Here is a 15,351-nt window from a genome sequence, read left to right as displayed (position 1 = left end):
TTCCGCCGGGCATCCACTTAAGCAGCACGGCATGGGCGTTTTGTTTCCTTGAAACAATACGCTGGGCATAGCGACCCTTAACCCATTTCCATGCTGGCGGCGTTTGTCGCGCCGAAATTATCTTCTATCAGCGACCGACGGATCTGGCTCCACGCCGATCCAGGGTTTGCAAACGTATGCGTTGACTCGAACTCATCGTGGTCGCTGCTTCCGCCTGCTCGCGGAGTACCCGCCCCGGCGACAGCCCCGCAGTCAACCCAAAGACGCAGGGCGTATCGCCCTGCCGCTGAGTCTCTCCCGTGCCCGTCTGAAGGTCCGCTGCCAAGCGGGCTCGGGAAAAGTCACGCCTGCGAACAATCAATGCATGTCATATCCGCTTCACCGAACTGCCGAAAAAGCTTGTGAGTTAGTTGCACCAAAACCAATATTCAAAGGAAACGCCCATGACAAAGACCACGATCGTGGAGGTCCTGAATGAAAAGGACCTGAAAAATCAGCACCGGGACCTGATCTACATTGGAGATGCCAATAGCGGCCGTGCCGACGACAAGGAAGTCAACCGAGCTCAAGCGAAGAACCTGATCCGCATTGCACGGGCCATTGCGCTGTTGGCCAGGCTGACGCTGATGCGGCAGTGGGATCGCGTTTTCCTCATCGTTCAGAACAAAGTATTCATGCGCTTCCCGGACGGCGGGCTGCTGTCGGAAGCGCGACAGGACATGTCCACAGTTGTGACGCTGCTTGAGGATTTCAACCGCTGGGCGGACGCGCGGTTGCTGCTGGTCGTGCGTGCCTTGGCTCTCCAGGACGTTGAACTGCCGGGGATTGAACTTGGCGAAGAAATCAGCGCGGCCCGCGAGATGCTGGCAAAGTTCCGGGCGCGGAAAGCGCCCAGTGGCGAGTCGCTTGATTCAATATTTAGTGAGTGGGTCACGGCCCGCGCGCGCGTGAACGAGTTCTGGCTGACGGCGGGAAAGCCGGAAGGTAAAGCGGCGCGAGCGCGAATGCCGCCGAAGATGAGCATCATTCCTCCGGACGTCTCCACCATCGTGGGACACGCTGAAGACCGGGAGTCGAGACACGACGTAGTCGCTTTCGCCAGCTACTTCCTGATCCAGACGCCGACGGGAGATTTGTATCTGATCAAGCGTCAGTCAGGTAGCAAACCCGTACCGCAGGGAGCAGTCATCAAGTTCTCCGCGAACGCAAAGCGTCCGATCAGGCGTTGGCAGTTGGTCCCCAAAGGTGCTGTTTGCGCCACGGGATTTCATGTCCCCGCTGTGCCAGCCCTATCGATGGAGTGATCGAAAGTGAACTTACAGATCAATATCAAGATCTCCGGCGACTGTGTTCAGTCCGAAGGTGTGCTTGCCGCCACCGATGCAGCACTTATGGAAGCTGCGGTTTTGGCCCCGAAGAGGATCAGTCGGGCCGCAAGAACTTGCCTTGACAACATCAACTGCGTCGGGACCCCCCGGGTAGGCTCGGGCGTGCTCTTTACGGAAGGTGCGGTGAGCTTCAATCTCAGCATTATCCTGGAGGAGGGCGGCAAAGCGCTGGACGCCGTCAAGTTCAAGGAAGCGCTGGAGGTCGAGCTGGGGGTGCGCCCGAGAAACGTACTGCCCGCGGCCCAACTGCAGCCTAAATTTCCGCCGCAGATTGCTGACTTGTCTCCCGCTTTCGAGAGCGCGGAGCAGGGAGTGCAGCAATCGATCGACTTGGCGCAGGAGAGGAAAGAGACAAAATCCGAGACAGAGCCACTGGTGGAGTTCGTTACGCATGCGTCTAGGGAGGAGTGGCCTGAACATGCCAAAGAGCTTCGTGGGGGCGACGAGACTCCAACTGAGATAGAACCCCCGTCCAATACCAGCGTACCGCCCGGGTTGCTGGCTGCAGAGTCGGAGTCGCCAGAGCCGAGTGACGATGACCAGGTGCATCACCAGCCCGTGGAGGCCGAAGCGCCTACGGCGAAGCCAGATACTCTCACGGAGGAGCATGTTGCTTCCCCACAATTCGACGCTGAGGCGCCGGTGGAGAAGCAGTCATCCGAGGAATATGGTTCGACTGCAATACTGCCAAACTATGCTCCTGACAACACTACGGCGGAGCCTTTAGCCGAGTTGCGGCCACTTGCAACTGCCGACGACGGGGATCAGGCAATCGCTTTAGTTGTCGAGGTTGATTTGATGGATGCGCTGCCTGCCCTCGATTCGATCAACGTCGGAACTGATCCCAGCGAGGTGCGCCAAGCCGCCGAGGTGACGATTCGCGACTTGGCTGATCTTGGGTTGGATCCCAGTGCCGCCACGACATCGGAGCTGAGCCCGCGACTTATCTCAAGCCCGGCAGTTGGCGTTGAGCGGGAGGCCGCACCAACCGCGGAGAATTTTATCCGAACTCCCGCAGTTGAATTGCCCGTGAGGGCGATAGGCGAGGCTGGGGCTGCCACCGACGCATGCGATGATCGAGGGCCTGCACGCCATGACGAAGCGGTCGCGTTAGATGCTGCTGGTTCGTGCCCTGCCATTCCGACGCCGCCGCTTGAAATCCTGAGGCTTTCTCCCAAGCCAGAAATGGTGACCCGCATAGTTGTGGAGAGCTGCACAGCAGTGACGCAAGCGCAGCTAGAGGGCAAAGGGCTGCCGACGCTCATCGTCGTAGTCGATCCCGAGATGGAAGAAGTTGAGCGGGGAATGAACTTCACTTCCAGGCTGTCGGGATTGGAGACTAGGCACGGACGCATCTACTTGCTGGATGCTTTCGAAGTCGAGGTCGACAGAACGTGATCGCAGCCAGGGTCTCGATAGCCGCTCAATTGCGTTCTTGGGGGGGGGCGGTATCGCATCGTTGCCTCAGTCCCCGCCTGCGGCAGCGGCGATTCTCGCGGCGATCCATTTCTGCACGACATTCAGCACAAGTTGCCTAGCTTCGTTGATGTCCATCGTCAGCTTCGGAGTTTCAAATCTGCGTGCCCCATGCCTCGCGGTCACGCCTGCAACAAGCGGGTTGTTAGCGGTCGCGTGAAATGCTTTGAGACGTCGGCCGTCGACCCATCCGGTCGCAATAAAATCAGCGGGCTTGCCAACGTCGTGCTCAATGATCTCGATTATTCTGGCTAGATTGGTCCAGTCGTCCAGCGAGCCTTGAACGTACTTCAGGACATCCTCCGCCGCTGGGTCCTTCTGCACCAATTCCCTCCATGCATTGAGACCCGGTCCATTCTCCTGTCGGAGGATGACGGCTTCATCGCCGCCAAGCGTGAACCCAACAAGCCTTGCGGATAGCACCAACCGTTCCTCAATCGACGCATAGTGCACTTTCGGCTGGTCGGGCAACTTGCGGCTGATGTTGCCAACATCGATTCTCTGTTTCCCGAAAAGAAATATCCGGATGTACCCGTTGAGAAGATCGACTTCCCGATGCGCGATCGTCTTGGTCGTCTCGTAGTCGCCGGACTGCGCAAAGATTGCCGGATCGAATTGGTACTGACCGTCAACGAGCAACACCGGCGTTTCACCCCCGAAGCCATTTTGCAACTGGCGCAGCGTTTGCTGATCGCCACTGAGATCAACGATCCACGTCATGCCACCATCTCCTTGCACGATTGAGAGGCTTCTTGAACCCCAGCGGCGACCGGAATGACACCCGGCCGCCGCAGTTCTCTGAGCGATCAGATAAGGCGCCGCATTTCCGCCAGACGCCCGAGATACGCTTTGGCATCCTGCCTCGTCGCCCATGGCGGGCACCCGTCGTTGAACAAGAACGGCTGTTCGGCCGTTCGGTGCGAGAATGCCCGCCAAGAATCGCCGTGCAACTGCAGGCTGAGATTTGGATACGCCCCATAGTCGACATGATCTTTCGTTGTCGAGCCCACCGGCTTGTAATGGCGATTGACGAGAATAAAGGTGTCGCCTTCAATCCGGTTGGCGCCGTACGGCAACCAGAGGCGCATCTCCCAGTATGCGGCCGACTTGGTGCTAAGCCGGAAGCGCGGCTGTGCGAGTAGCCCTTCGACATACGCGAGCCCGAAGTCGACGGCATTCGCCGCGCTAGCAAACTTCCCATCCAAGGCTTGCACACTGTCACGGGCAATATCGAACCTTGCACGGCGATCGAACCTGGAGGCTGGCTCGGGTACGACACGCATTGACTGAGAGATATCCTCCGACGTGCGCCGGAAGAGCCAAGGGTGTGGTTCGTCGGAAGGCGTGCAGCCCTTCTTCTGCAGCAGAGACCAGTTCCGGTACCCCTGCTCCGCGGCTACTTGATCGAGGGCCTTGGAAAAAATCACATCGTTGGCGCGCGCACGCGCTTTTGCGTTGCGACGCAGAACTTCCACCTCATGGGCGGTAAATATCTTCAACATAAAGGTAGCTTCCAAATGCAATGCCGCAATCGGCTGTGCGTCCACACACAAGCTACGCGGCAAGGTTTCGGAAACCGCGAGGTGATACCACGATGTCGATACGACTTCGCCAGTGTGGACGGGCAGGCCGACGTGACGGCCCAAGACGAGGCTAGGCCGGAACAAAGCTTGCGTCAAGTCGGAAGCGGAAGTGGGCGGTTTCCCGGTGTTGGCGTCCGTCAGCACCATCGACATGGTCAGGGTTGACCCGCACTGACAATCAACGGAGCCGGATCTCGGACCGCGCGCTGCGAATCGAACTTGCTATGAGTTTTCTGACCAAGGGAGGTTTCTGTAGAGGTCCGCCACTGCAGTAAAGCTGGTCTCGAATGGCGGAAGTCCTCCCTCTGGCAACTCTTCGGCCAGAGTGTCGTACTCTTCGGCTGCCCGGCGCCTGATCTCAGGGGCATCGAATGAATCCGCCTTTGCGAGGATGTCGCGTTCGGCGCACTTGAGCATCAGGTCGCGAAGGATCTGCGCCTTGGTAACGGGAAGCTGAAGTACTGGCTGAGCTTCTATCAGAAAGTGAAGATCGTAAATGTCTTGGCGTCGGCCGCGGTCGCGGATCGGCTGTTGAAGGAGTGCTCGTAGCTTCTCAGCCACCAAGGTGCTTAAGCCGTAGACTTGGAGTTCGCCGTCTTGGGTGAGCTCCACCACCTCGAGTTCCGGAATGGACTCACGGAAGCTGTAGTCGAGCCCGACTGTTTGCGAACTTTGTCCTGCCTCCAGCCGTTTGTAGCTGGATGTGCCAGGTTCGGCATAGCCGATTTTCAGACGCAGTGTGACAAACGTCTTGTCGCGTCCGGGGTCCACCCGGAACGACTGTATCCGGCATGCGAGGTTGTATTCCAAGGATTCCGGAGCCAGCGCCAGCGCTCTGCCGAGTTCCTCTCGGAATATATTCTCGGCCTCTTCAGTGAATGGATCTGGCGTAGAGAAATCGACATCGCTGGTATACCGCTCGCTACGGTAGTGAAGCGCCATCAGGATCCCACCCTTCATGCACAATGAGCGGCTGAGAATGGGCGTGGTCGCTATGGCGTATAGCCGCACATGAACGGCACGGCGAAAGTTCGTATCGCCCGCTGATGCGGCTTGGACCCAAGCGGGGATGTCAGTAAGCAGGCTAGACATTTATTGAAATACACCAACGCTCGGAAAAGATGGGCACGTACTCCGCCTGCGGATCGAGTCGGCGGGACCCGCCCCGTATTGCGCCCTTGGCCCATTCATCGATCAGTGGGTGGGACAGGCCACATTTCTCTTCCAGGATATAGCCGGCCCGGGCTTGATCCATCTTTCCGCCATGATTCGTGATCTCCGGCAAGATTACGCTCAGGTAGGTCTTCGCATGCTCTTCGAACAACTCAATGACGTGTCGAATGCCGCCACAGAGATCGGGTCGTTGAAGCATGTCCAAGAACGTCCTACCCAAGGTCGTGACCCGCAAGCCTTGATCGCCGACGTGACGCCATCCGGTGCCGGCGTCCTTGCTCCGAAGCATTTCGACCACCAGTGGGCCAAGCTTGTTCAGTTTGGTGTGCCGCAAGCTGGGCAGGTCACTGGAAAGGTAGGCATGGAGGTGCTCCCCGAGGTCCTTTGCCATTCTCTCTTGAGCAGCATCAGCCCAGCCTGATGGGTCCAGGGTTCGGAAATACAGGACCCGGGGCAGTCGATTGGTCAGACCGTGGTGTGCCATGGCGCTCAGGTACGCGATATGGCCAAAGGGATCGACCTGGCACATGAGATTGGCGGGGTCGATATCCTTGTGTCCCGGTACCCGAAGGATCGTGTTGGGCAGGTGCGGGTCTTCTTGAAGGACCTGTCTCGCGACCATGGCGCGGCGTGCCGCCATGAACATGGAGCGGTCCGCCGGTTTCGCAGGGAGTTCCAGTGGGCGTCCAACGTACTCCCGCTGCCAAGCCAGCTCGAACATCATGATGGCTAGCTGATAGTTGCTCAGTACGGCTGCCGAGACGTCCTCTCTGATCTTCAGGGCAAGGGCGTCACGCCAGCGAAGCTTGGAGGGGCCAGCCATCTGTCATCAGCTCCGTTTCGTGAGAGATCGGCAAAATCCCCGCTATTAACGTGTTGGAAGCGAAGCGAATTGGTGTACTCGCAAGCCTTCCGCCAGCGTCCTAAGGACGCTGGCGGAAGGCTAGCACGTGACACGAATCCGGTCAAGACTTAGGCCTAGACGCAGGGTTAGTTTTATTGCGACTTCGTCTGGCCAGGTCATGGGAGGATGAGAATTCCCCATGAAAGACGGGAATAGTATTGTCGATGCCGGGTAGCATTGCGTCCTTAGGACGCAATGCTACCCGGTAAAATCAGAAAGTTCAACCAGATACATCGGGACGCTCCGTCGTCGCACCTGGGCGAGAACTGAGAGAAATCACGCATCCAGCGCCGCATGGTCCTGGCCACAGCGTCCATCACTTATTTGCAGGAAGGGGCAAATCGAGCGCTTGCGCCTCCCGGGTAATCAGGGTAAACAATGTGGCAATGTCACAGTGTTATGACCGGAGGGCCAGTGCCATGCCTACAGTGAGAGTCGATAGCGATGTGTATGCCTGGTTGCAAGCCCAGGCACGGCCCTTCGAAGACACCCCTAACACGGTGCTGCGGCGAGTGGCCGGGCTCGATGCGGCGCGACCGGAGGTTCAGACCGTAGTCCAACGCAGCAGAGTCGCTGCACCTACACAGAAGCAGCTTTCTGGCCGCAAGCTAAACGAGCTTTGGGGGGTTGGCGCGAAACATTCGCTATATCACCGGGAGGGATCTTGGTACAACAATCTTGAGCGCTTCCCAGGAGCGCTTTTCGACCCCGGTGGCTACCTCGTTTTCCCGACAGAACAGGACTATAGAAACTCCCGCTATTTAAAGATCGCACAGGAAACTAACGTGGCCAACGGCATTGCCACAGTTCCTGGCTACGTGAAAATGGTGGAGTAAACAGCCAGCACAGAACTCAACTAACCGGAGAAGCACATGGGAAAGTTCGTTCTCAAGACCGCAAAAGACAATTCGACATATTTCCGCTTGGTTGCATCGAACGGCGAAATTATCCTGTCATCGGAAATGTACTCGACGAAGGCTGCTGCGTTGAACGGGGTTGCTTCGGTGCGATCGAATGCACCCATTGATGAGCGCTATGAGCGCAAGTCGAACGCAAAAGGTGAGCCCATGTTCAACTTGAAGGCAGTCAACCATCAGGTAATCGGCACCAGCGAAGGCTATTCGTCTACGCAGGCGCGTGAAAACGGAATCGCCTCAGTCAAGGCGAATGCTCCAAGCGCAACTATCGACGATCAGACCTGAGCTTGGCAGCGAATCGAAGAAAGACCAGCACGAAATGTCTTGGCTTCCAGTCGGGTTCTACCCCGATTCTGCGGACACTTTCACTAAGATCCATACTGGGTCAAAGGAGTGTCCATGTCCAAGCGCAAGCGTTACAGCCCTGAGTACAAGCACGAGCTGGTCGAACTGGTCCGCCGGTCGAAGTCCAGCTGCCGCCAGATCGCCCTGGAGGTCGGGGTTGCCCCGGCCCTGCTGACCCGCTGGGTGCGGGAAGCGGACGCCGGTGGAACCAAGGCCTTTCCCGGGGGCGGTACGCCCCGGGATGAAGAACTGGCCCGCCTCAAGCGCGAGCTAGGCCGGGTGACGAAGGAACGGGATTTTTTAAGAGACGCGGCAACGTTCTTCGCGAAGCAGTCACCGAGCGGTACACGGTGATCGAGCGTTGCCGCAACCAATACCCCGTTGGGATGATGTGTCGCTGCCTGGATGTTTCGACCAGCGGTTTCTATGCCTGGGCGGGGCGCAAGCCTGGCCCGCGGGCGCAGGCCAATGCGCGGCTGTTGGAGCGCATGAAGGAGATCCACGAGGACAGCCGCGGAATCCTGGGCGCCCCTCGCATGCAGGAGGATCTGATCGATGAAGGCGAAAAGGTCAGCCTGAATCGGGTGGCTCGGATCATGGCGAAGGCCGGCCTGCAGGGCTGGCCCCGCCGCAAGAAGCGGGGCGCGCCCAAGCGCCCGCCGGGCACTCGGCCCACTGGCGTCAGGAACCTGTTGGAAAGGGATTTCACCGCGCTGGAGCCGGAGACCAAGTGGGTTACCGACATCACCGAGATCGTCACGCACGAGGGCAAGCTGCACCTGTGTGTCGTGCTCGACCTTTACAACAAGCTGGTCATGGGCTGGTCGATGCATCATCGCCAGGACCGGCACATGGTGGTGCGCGCAGTACAGATGGCAGTGTGGCAACGCGAGGGCGGCGACGAGGTGATCTTGCACTCCGACCGCGGCGGGCAATTCATCAGCGACACCTACCAGACTCTCGTAAAAACATTGTGCTGCAGTCAGGTCCGGGGATGGCTTCCAAGAACGTGACCAAGATCGAAACGGGCTCCGTAGTCGAGGTAATTTCGCGCGAAGGGAAATGGGTACGCGTTCGGACAGCGGGCGGTCTACTTGGTTATGTCCGTCAGAGCCAGTTGGAGCCTGTGGAGTAAGCATTTTGCCGGCAGGCTGGCGTGCGAATTGTCTGTAGGTAGGGAGAATAAGTGGGCGTTTGCCCGGTCTAGCCCAGGGTCGGAGTCAGCGAGTTGGCTGGCGTCGACCGGCACAGACGATTATTTGAGCCGGCACCAGCGGCGGTTCCTGGTAACTTGTCTAGCGCGGCGCCATCGAGTCAACTATACGTTGGCCCGTGCGGTATTCAGGGTGGTCTGAGATCATCCGTTGAGCCAGCGAAAAGTCTTGGGTCGGGGAAACCAAGTAGCGCTCGCTCCGCGCAACCTGCAACGAATTGAAGTTCATTACGGTCATGGGCTCATAGTCGAGCCCCCCTTCTGTGCGCAAACATTCGTCGATAGCTAGCATTCGGTCAGGCTTTCTAGCCACCCGTTCAACAAGGTGTCGAGGTAAGGTTCGTATGTTGGCCGCGCCTTCTGCGAACTTTGCGGCAAGGGAGGGGCACCACATTCCGAGCGCGCGAGTGCTGGAGAGGGGAAGGTAGATCTCGATACCTGGCACGCCGAGGCCCAAGTTCCCATAGGGTCCCCTTTCTGTTTGATTCTGCAGAGCAATCGGGTTGTCGCCAATCCAGAACGGGTGGGCCGGCGTGGTCCGCGCCACAAACCAATGCTTGTCGAGAAAGTGGGGGCCGTAGTCCTCTGGCGCTCTTAGAAGCATACGAGCGCTGTCGACCTTTACCTGATTCTCAGAGGGGGACCGAATAAGCTCCTCCATCTCTGATCCCGGAGCCACCTCGAGCTTCATCGCCTCGACCTTTCGACGAAGCAACAGAGGGAATTCTTCCCACTGAGCGCGAAACGCACGAGTGCGAAGAAGCTGGATAGACAAAAAGGCCGCCAGCGTCCCGCGCTCCTCCGCATTTAGTGAAGCGGTGGAGTCCCTCGACAGGATCTTCTCAATTACCGGCTTGGTCCGAGTCTCGACGTAGGAGAGGGCCGACTCCAAAGAGTGCTCGTCGCCACCAACCTCAAAGTCGTAGAAACGACTCTCACTGGCGATATTCTTCGCGTTGGTATTGAAGCTGCGTCCAAGCTTCTTGTCGAAGACCCAAACCTGGTCCTTCTTGCCAAGTCCAAAGTTGCGAAGCAGGAACTTGGGCACATAGTGCTGGATCTTGGCGTCGGTCATTTTTCCAAGACCCGGTTTGGGACGGTCTGCACAGCAGTTTGCCGCTGATAAGGAATTCGATTGATGTTCAGGTGCCGAGCGAACCCCGTCAACCAAGGTCGCAGGGGTGCCGGATAGTTGTCATTGGCCGAACCGGGGTTGATCCGGAGGCACCGGCTTTAACGCATAACTAGGCGTCGCTTACTTCGTCCCTAAGGCGCCCTCTCAAGAACTTGCCGGCAATTCCCTTTAGCGCGCTTCTTTCAAACAACTTCCCTTGGAACTCGAAGTCCGGACCAATGCGCACAATGAGCAGCTGCTCGAAGTCGCCTTGGCTTTTTACCAGTACGCGATCACTGGTTTTCTCTGGGGAAATTGTCTTAACTTCTACCAGTCTTCCGTCAATTGTGCCGTCAGAGCCAGCTTTGTGAGTCCCATGGCGGCGGAGTCCGAACTTGATCTCTGCGTAAATCTCTCCAAGTTCACCCCAAACCTGCAAATACCTGCCGGTATTTTCGAAGTGCCGTTCTGCGCAGTCGACCAGATCGATGAAAACTTCGGTTTGCTTTAAAACACTAAATGGGAACCCCTCTCGACTCTGAAATTCCTCAAGGGGTTCGATTGTGCGGGCATCTTCTGGATCGTCCTCCAGTTGAGAATTGATCCACTCCCAACTTATCCACTCGCCGTCATCCCAGACGCCGTCGCCATGCTGCATGTCGATTCCATTCATTGAGCAACGGGGTAGGGTCATGCGATGCCAGGCCACCCAAAGATTGGACGCTGTCGTCCGGCCATGAGTTCGATTGGTTCGGGCGACGGTAGCCCGCACGGCGATCACTAATTCAGAGCTTAGAACGAGCGTGTCCGACAAACAATCCGCAAAACCCTAGGACGAAGCTCGCATCTAGGCCATCCTGGAGCGGCGGCCTGAACGCGCGACGGCTTTGCCATGCTGAATCGAATTTGCGCCTCGGGTCGGAAGCGGATGTGGGCGGCTACGCGTGGCGGCCGCAGGCAGAACCAGCGACACCGTCAGGCTCGACCGGAACCGACGATCAACCGAGCCGGGACTCGCAGCTCATCGATCTTCGAGGGACAGGGGGCTTCGCCGCGCTTGTTTCCGCAGTGGGCGCCTAGTGGTGCTGGCCCTTTGCAATCAAGGTCGCTACGGCAGGCCCCGGGCGGACGTGGGGAATTCTTGCTGGTCGCGCCCAGCGCGCCGCTTGGTCTGCCGCGACTGACGGCGGGGAGCAATAGCCATGTTGCTGCCAGTCACGCCGCGCGGTGCCGGCACGACGAATGCTGTGCTTGGGTCACTTTCAATCCACCGCTTGAAGGCACCATGACCATGTGGGCACTGCATGGGCACGAAACGGGCACGGACGTCGCGCGTGCGGATTCGATTTTGGCGGACAGGTCACGCCAAAGCGTGGAGCAGATGGGCCTTCCAAGCGAGGACAGACTAGGCCGACCGCCGATGTCGGTCCCGTAACCATTTGATTTCGCTTTGAAATTGGTGGCTATGGGTGGACTCGAACCACCGACCTCGGCATTATGAGTGCCACGCTCTAACCGGCTGAGCTACATAGCCACGTTGTGCAACTTTACCCTATGACCCCAGCCTTATGAGTGCCACGCTCTAACCGGCTGAGCTACATAGCCACGTTGTGCAACTTTACCCTACGACCCCAACCTTATGAGTGCTGTGCTCTAACCGGCTGAGCTACATAGCCATCGGGTACTGCGCGCTGTCCGTTGCAGACAGGGCCGCGAATTCTGGGCCGTTTGGCCGCTCCTGTCAATGCAATGCGTCCCGGCTTGTGGGGGCGCGCGGGGGTGTGGCAGGCTGGCCGCAGTGAAGTTTTTGGAGTCCGTTTCGTGGTCGATCCGGACGGTTACCGCCCCAATGTGGGCATCGTGCTCATGCACGGCGACGGGCGGCTGTTCTGGGCCAGGCGGGTCAACCGGGACGGTTGGCAGTTCCCGCAGGGCGGCATGAACACCGACGAGACGCCGCGCGAGGCCATGTTCCGCGAGCTGCGCGAGGAGACCGGCCTGCTGCCCGAGCACGTGGAAGTGCTGGGGTCTACGCCCGGCTGGCTGCGCTACCGCCTGCCCCGCCGCTGCGTGCGCCGGGGAAACCGGCCCGTGTGCATCGGGCAGAAACAGGTCTGGTTCCTGCTGCGCCTCACCGGCCAGGAGGCCGACGTGCGCCTGGACCTGACCGACAAGCCCGAATTCGACAGCTGGCGCTGGGTGGACTTCTGGTACCCGGCCGAGCACGTGGTCAGCTTCAAGCGCGAGGTCTATGTGCGGGCCCTGCAGCACCTGGCGCCGCATGCGCGGGCCGTGGCCGGGGAAGGGGCCGTGCCGGAGGCGGGGGAGTTGCTGAATGCCTTGATCCAGCCGGTTCAGGCGGCGGGTGGGCGGGGGCGGCGCTAGGGCGGGATGCTGTTGACAATGGTTCGCATTTGCGTGGAGAATGCGAACCGTTCCCATTCCTGCATGGATTCCGCCATGTACGTCTGCATCTGCCACGGCGTCACCGACCAGGACATTCGCAATGCCGCGGACGCCGGCTGCGGGTCGATGGCCGAGCTGACCATGCGCACGGGGCTGGGGAGCGGGTGCGGGACTTGCGGTGAGTTTGCCCGTGAGATTCTGGATGACGCCCGGGCGGCCAAGGTGCTGCCGTTGCCGGTGTTTGCGGTTGCGGCGTAAGGCGTTCGGGACTGAAGTCCCTCCTACAGAGGCCATACGAATCCTTGGGTGAGAACGGGAGCGATTCCTGTTTCCGCACGGGGTTTGCGATGGGGTTAAGGTGCCGGCCTGTCCACGGAAAAGGAGGCTTGCCATGAAGGGCGACGCCAAGGTCATCGCGCACCTCAACAAGGCGCTGTACAACGAACTGATCGCGATCAACCAGTACTTCCTGCATGCCCGCATGTTCAACAACTGGGGCCTGAAGGAACTCGGCGAGCACGAGTACAAGGAATCGATCGACGAGATGAAGCACGCCGACCAGCTGATCGAGCGCATCCTCTTCCTCGACGGCCTGCCGAACCTGCAGAACCTGGGCAAGCTCTTCATCGGCCAGTCGCCGAAGGAAGCGCTGGAGTGCGACCTCAAGCTCGAGCACCAGGCCGTGCCCGACCTCAAGGCCGGCATCGTCGACTGCGAGGCCGCCGGCGACTTCGTCTCGCGCAAGCTGCTGGCCGACATCCTGGAGTCCGAGGAAGAGCACATCGACTGGCTGGAAACCCAGCTGGCCCTGATCGAGCGCCTGGGCGAGCAGAACTACCTGCAGACCAAGATCGGCAGCTGAACCGCCCCGGCCGGCAATTCAGCTAGGTCAAAATTGTGTGCTGCATCACAGCATGACAGTTGGGTGAAGCAGCGTTAGCTTCCCGAACGCCCGCACCTATTCCGGTGCGGGCTTTCATTCCTTGGGGAGCTCTCGCTATATGAAGTCGAACCTCCGCACTACCGCCCTGGCCGCCGCCACCCTGGCCGCGCTGGGCCTCGCCACGACCGCCGCTGCTGGTGGTCGCCCGGACCTCGTTCGTGCCCATCTCGACCAGGGCCGTCCGCACGTCGCCGGCGAGCTGATCGTCAAGTTCCGCGACGGCACCGATGCCGTCGCCCAGCAGCGCGCCATGGGCCGCGCCAACGGCACCTTCCGCGACAACCTGTCGCCGAACGGCAACGGTCGTGGCGTGGGCGGCGACGTCGCCCTGTTGTCGGTGAAGGGGCACCGCAACCTGGCCGACGCCATCGCCGCGCTCGAGGCCGACGGCGACGTCGAGTACGCCGAGCCGAACTGGATCATGACCCACAGCGCCACCTCGAACGACCCGTATTACACGGGCGGCAGCCTCTGGGGAATGTACGGCGACGCCACGTCGCCGGCCAACCAGTACGGCAGCCAGGCCGGTGAAGCCTGGGCGCAGCCCGAGGGCGCCACCTGCGGCGACGTCCTGATCGGCATCATCGACGAGGGCTACATGTACACGCATGAAGACCTGGCCGCGAATGCCTTCACCAACCCGGGTGAGATCCCGGGCAACGGCATCGACGACGACGGCAACGGCTACGTGGACGACGTCTACGGCTGGGACTTCGACGGCAACAACAACACCGTCTTCGACGGCGTCGGCGACGACCACGGCACCCACGTGGCCGGCACCATCGGCGCCGTCGGCGGCAACAGCACCGGCGTGGCCGGCGTCTGCTGGACCGTGCGCCTGATGAATGCGAAGTTCCTCGGCAGCCGCGGCGGCACCACCGCCAACGCCATCAAGTCCGTGGACTACTTCACCGACCTCAAGATCCGCCACGGGCTGAACCTGGTCGCCACCAACAACTCCTGGGGCGGCGGCGGCTACTCGCAGGCGCTGAAGGACGCGATCGACCGCGCCGGCGCGGCCGACATCCTGTTCATCGCGGCGGCCGGCAACTCCGGCTCGGACAACGACGCCACGGCGTCCTACCCGAGCGGCTACTCGAGCAGCAACATCATCGCCGTGGCGGCCACCACCTCCACCGGCGGCCTGGCCAGCTACTCGCAGTACGGCGCCACCACCGTCGACATCGGCGCGCCGGGCTCGGGCATCTGGTCCACGGTCCCCAAGGCCAGCGGCAAGGGCAAGAACGCCACCATCGTCTCGGGCTACGCCAGCTACAACGGCACCTCGATGGCCACCCCGCACGTCGCGGGCGCCGCGGCGCTGTACGCCTACCGCAACCCGGGCTCGACCGCCGCGCAGATCAAGGCGGCGATCCTGGGCTCGGCGGTGCCGACGCCGTCGCTGCAGGGCAAGGTGCTGACCAACGGCCGCCTGGACGTCAGCGGCTACTGATCCACCGCGTTATCGCATCATGGAAAAGCCCGGCCATTGGCCGGGCTTTTTCTTTGGCTCCCTGTAGGAGGGACTTTAGTCCCGAAGCACTCGGCGAAGAGCTTCGGGACTGAAGTCCCTCCTACAGGGAAGCAGGGTTACTTGAGGAGGGCGTTGAGGGCGGCGGACGCGCGGCGGAACTCGGACTCGAGCACGGCCACGGCCACGGCGGGGCGGGGCAGCACGCCCTGGCGGGCGCCGAGTTCGATGCGCTTGGCGGCGGCCGACAGGGCCATGGCGCCGAGGTTGGCCGCGGCTGACTTCAACGTGTGCGCGGGCGCGACCAACTTGCTCATGTCGGCCGCGGTGGCGGCGGCCTCCAGGGCCTGCACGTGCTTGGGCGCGTCCTCCAGGAACAGGCGCACCAGGCTCAGGTACTCGTTGCCCATCACGGCGC

15 protein-coding genes, 1 tRNA gene and 1 pseudogene are annotated in these 15,351 nt (G+C 60.3%); 9 read left to right on the top strand and 8 right to left on the bottom strand.

Translation table 11 applies throughout. The annotated features are described in order from the left end of the window. Positions 1-443: 443 nt before the first annotated feature. Positions 444-1,304 carry a hypothetical protein gene (locus N787_RS06735; RefSeq protein WP_034211979.1) on the top strand — a complete coding sequence of 287 codons (861 nt, stop codon included), beginning with the start codon at positions 444-446 and terminating at the stop codon, positions 1,302-1,304. Between the two features lie 6 nt (positions 1,305-1,310). Then, on the top strand, positions 1,311-2,786 hold the full coding sequence (locus N787_RS14935) for a hypothetical protein (RefSeq protein ID WP_156968938.1): 1,476 nt from the start codon (positions 1,311-1,313) through the stop codon (positions 2,784-2,786). A 66-nt stretch (positions 2,787-2,852) separates the two neighbouring features. Here the strand turns inward: N787_RS14935 and N787_RS06725 are convergent, their stop codons facing one another. From N787_RS06725 to N787_RS06715, 4 genes are all read right to left on the bottom strand, one after another. Continuing rightward, positions 2,853-3,584, bottom strand: a complete 732-nt coding sequence (locus N787_RS06725) for a hypothetical protein (RefSeq protein ID WP_034211975.1) — start codon at positions 3,582-3,584, stop codon at positions 2,853-2,855. Between the two features lie 86 nt (positions 3,585-3,670). Continuing rightward, positions 3,671-4,600 (bottom strand): hypothetical protein, encoded by a 930-nt coding sequence (locus N787_RS06720; protein WP_245593981.1) that lies wholly within the window; start codon positions 4,598-4,600, stop codon positions 3,671-3,673. Positions 4,601-4,669: 69 nt separating this feature from the next. Continuing rightward, positions 4,670-5,539: a nucleotidyl transferase AbiEii/AbiGii toxin family protein gene (locus N787_RS14685; protein WP_084590683.1), complete on the bottom strand. Its 870-nt coding sequence runs from the start codon at positions 5,537-5,539 to the stop codon at positions 4,670-4,672. Then, positions 5,532-6,443, bottom strand: coding sequence for a hypothetical protein (locus N787_RS06715; RefSeq protein ID WP_034211974.1), 912 nt, complete (start codon positions 6,441-6,443; stop codon positions 5,532-5,534). The genes N787_RS14685 and N787_RS06715 overlap by 8 nt, the downstream gene beginning before the upstream one ends. A 953-nt stretch (positions 6,444-7,396) precedes the next feature. Between N787_RS06715 and N787_RS14680 the strand changes: the two genes are divergently transcribed. The 3 genes and pseudogenes from N787_RS14680 (at position 7,397) to N787_RS15515 (ending at position 8,921) form a co-directional block, all read left to right on the top strand. Next, positions 7,397-7,726 (top strand): YegP family protein, encoded by a 330-nt coding sequence (locus tag N787_RS14680; RefSeq protein ID WP_084590682.1) that lies wholly within the window; start codon positions 7,397-7,399, stop codon positions 7,724-7,726. 114 nt (positions 7,727-7,840) lie between these two features. Further along, positions 7,841-8,769, top strand: a pseudogene (locus N787_RS06705) (IS3 family transposase); the annotation flags it as partial. A gap of 11 nt (positions 8,770-8,780) precedes the next feature. After that, positions 8,781-8,921, top strand: a complete 141-nt coding sequence (locus N787_RS15515) for an SH3 domain-containing protein (protein ID WP_084590680.1) — start codon at positions 8,781-8,783, stop codon at positions 8,919-8,921. Between the two features lie 160 nt (positions 8,922-9,081). On the opposite strand, the gene N787_RS06700 is transcribed toward N787_RS15515, so the two are convergent. The 3 genes from N787_RS06700 to N787_RS06695 all read right to left on the bottom strand — a co-directional run bounded on the left by N787_RS06700 (position 9,082) and on the right by N787_RS06695 (position 11,647). Then, positions 9,082-10,074: a DUF4238 domain-containing protein gene (locus N787_RS06700; RefSeq protein WP_034211972.1), complete on the bottom strand. Its 993-nt coding sequence runs from the start codon at positions 10,072-10,074 to the stop codon at positions 9,082-9,084. Between the two features lie 169 nt (positions 10,075-10,243). Then, positions 10,244-10,786, bottom strand: a complete 543-nt coding sequence (locus N787_RS14670; protein WP_084590679.1) for a hypothetical protein — start codon at positions 10,784-10,786, stop codon at positions 10,244-10,246. A gap of 784 nt (positions 10,787-11,570) precedes the next feature. Next, positions 11,571-11,647: transfer RNA gene (locus N787_RS06695), tRNA-Met, on the bottom strand. Between the two features lie 287 nt (positions 11,648-11,934). Here N787_RS06695 and N787_RS06690 point away from each other — a divergent pair. From N787_RS06690 to N787_RS06675, 4 genes are all read left to right on the top strand, one after another. Then, complete coding sequence (locus N787_RS06690) at positions 11,935-12,498, top strand: RNA pyrophosphohydrolase (protein ID WP_052575222.1); 564 nt, start codon at positions 11,935-11,937, stop codon at positions 12,496-12,498. 75 nt (positions 12,499-12,573) lie between these two features. Further along, entirely contained in the window at positions 12,574-12,777 is a 204-nt protein-coding gene (locus N787_RS06685; protein WP_034212065.1) for a bacterioferritin-associated ferredoxin, read from the top strand. A gap of 133 nt (positions 12,778-12,910) precedes the next feature. Beyond that, the gene (gene bfr, locus N787_RS06680; protein WP_034211970.1) at positions 12,911-13,381 is read left to right on the top strand and encodes a bacterioferritin; all 471 of its coding nucleotides are present in this window, start codon (positions 12,911-12,913) and stop codon (positions 13,379-13,381) included. A gap of 139 nt (positions 13,382-13,520) precedes the next feature. Next, entirely contained in the window at positions 13,521-14,915 is a 1,395-nt protein-coding gene (locus N787_RS06675; RefSeq protein ID WP_034211968.1) for a S8 family peptidase, read from the top strand. A gap of 137 nt (positions 14,916-15,052) precedes the next feature. Here N787_RS06675 and N787_RS06670 read toward each other — a convergent pair. Next, a partial coding sequence (locus N787_RS06670) for an Hpt domain-containing protein (RefSeq protein ID WP_034211966.1) occupies positions 15,053-15,351 on the bottom strand: 299 nt, incomplete at its 5' end.

This window comes from Arenimonas metalli CF5-1 (assembly GCF_000747155.1).
Lineage (GTDB): Bacteria > Pseudomonadota > Gammaproteobacteria > Xanthomonadales > Xanthomonadaceae > Arenimonas > Arenimonas metalli.
This window is presented reverse-complemented; position numbering and strand designations above follow the sequence as displayed.

Coding starts and splice junctions, on each gene's coding strand:
- N787_RS06735 (WP_034211979.1), top strand. CDS start 444: ATGACAAAGACCACGATCGTGGAGGTCCTGAATGAAAAGGACCTGAAA.
- N787_RS06725 (WP_034211975.1), bottom strand. CDS start 3,584: ATGACGTGGATCGTTGATCTCAGTGGCGATCAGCAAACGCTGCGCCAG.
- N787_RS06720 (WP_245593981.1), bottom strand. CDS start 4,600: ATGTCGATGGTGCTGACGGACGCCAACACCGGGAAACCGCCCACTTCC.
- N787_RS14685 (WP_084590683.1), bottom strand. CDS start 5,539: ATGTCTAGCCTGCTTACTGACATCCCCGCTTGGGTCCAAGCCGCATCA.
- N787_RS06715 (WP_034211974.1), bottom strand. CDS start 6,443: ATGGCTGGCCCCTCCAAGCTTCGCTGGCGTGACGCCCTTGCCCTGAAG.
- N787_RS14680 (WP_084590682.1), top strand. CDS start 7,397: ATGGGAAAGTTCGTTCTCAAGACCGCAAAAGACAATTCGACATATTTC.
- N787_RS15515 (WP_084590680.1), top strand. CDS start 8,781: ATGGCTTCCAAGAACGTGACCAAGATCGAAACGGGCTCCGTAGTCGAG.
- N787_RS06700 (WP_034211972.1), bottom strand. CDS start 10,074: ATGACCGACGCCAAGATCCAGCACTATGTGCCCAAGTTCCTGCTTCGC.
- N787_RS14670 (WP_084590679.1), bottom strand. CDS start 10,786: ATGAATGGAATCGACATGCAGCATGGCGACGGCGTCTGGGATGACGGC.
- N787_RS06685 (WP_034212065.1), top strand. CDS start 12,574: ATGTACGTCTGCATCTGCCACGGCGTCACCGACCAGGACATTCGCAAT.
- bfr (WP_034211970.1), top strand. CDS start 12,911: ATGAAGGGCGACGCCAAGGTCATCGCGCACCTCAACAAGGCGCTGTAC.
- N787_RS06675 (WP_034211968.1), top strand. CDS start 13,521: ATGAAGTCGAACCTCCGCACTACCGCCCTGGCCGCCGCCACCCTGGCC.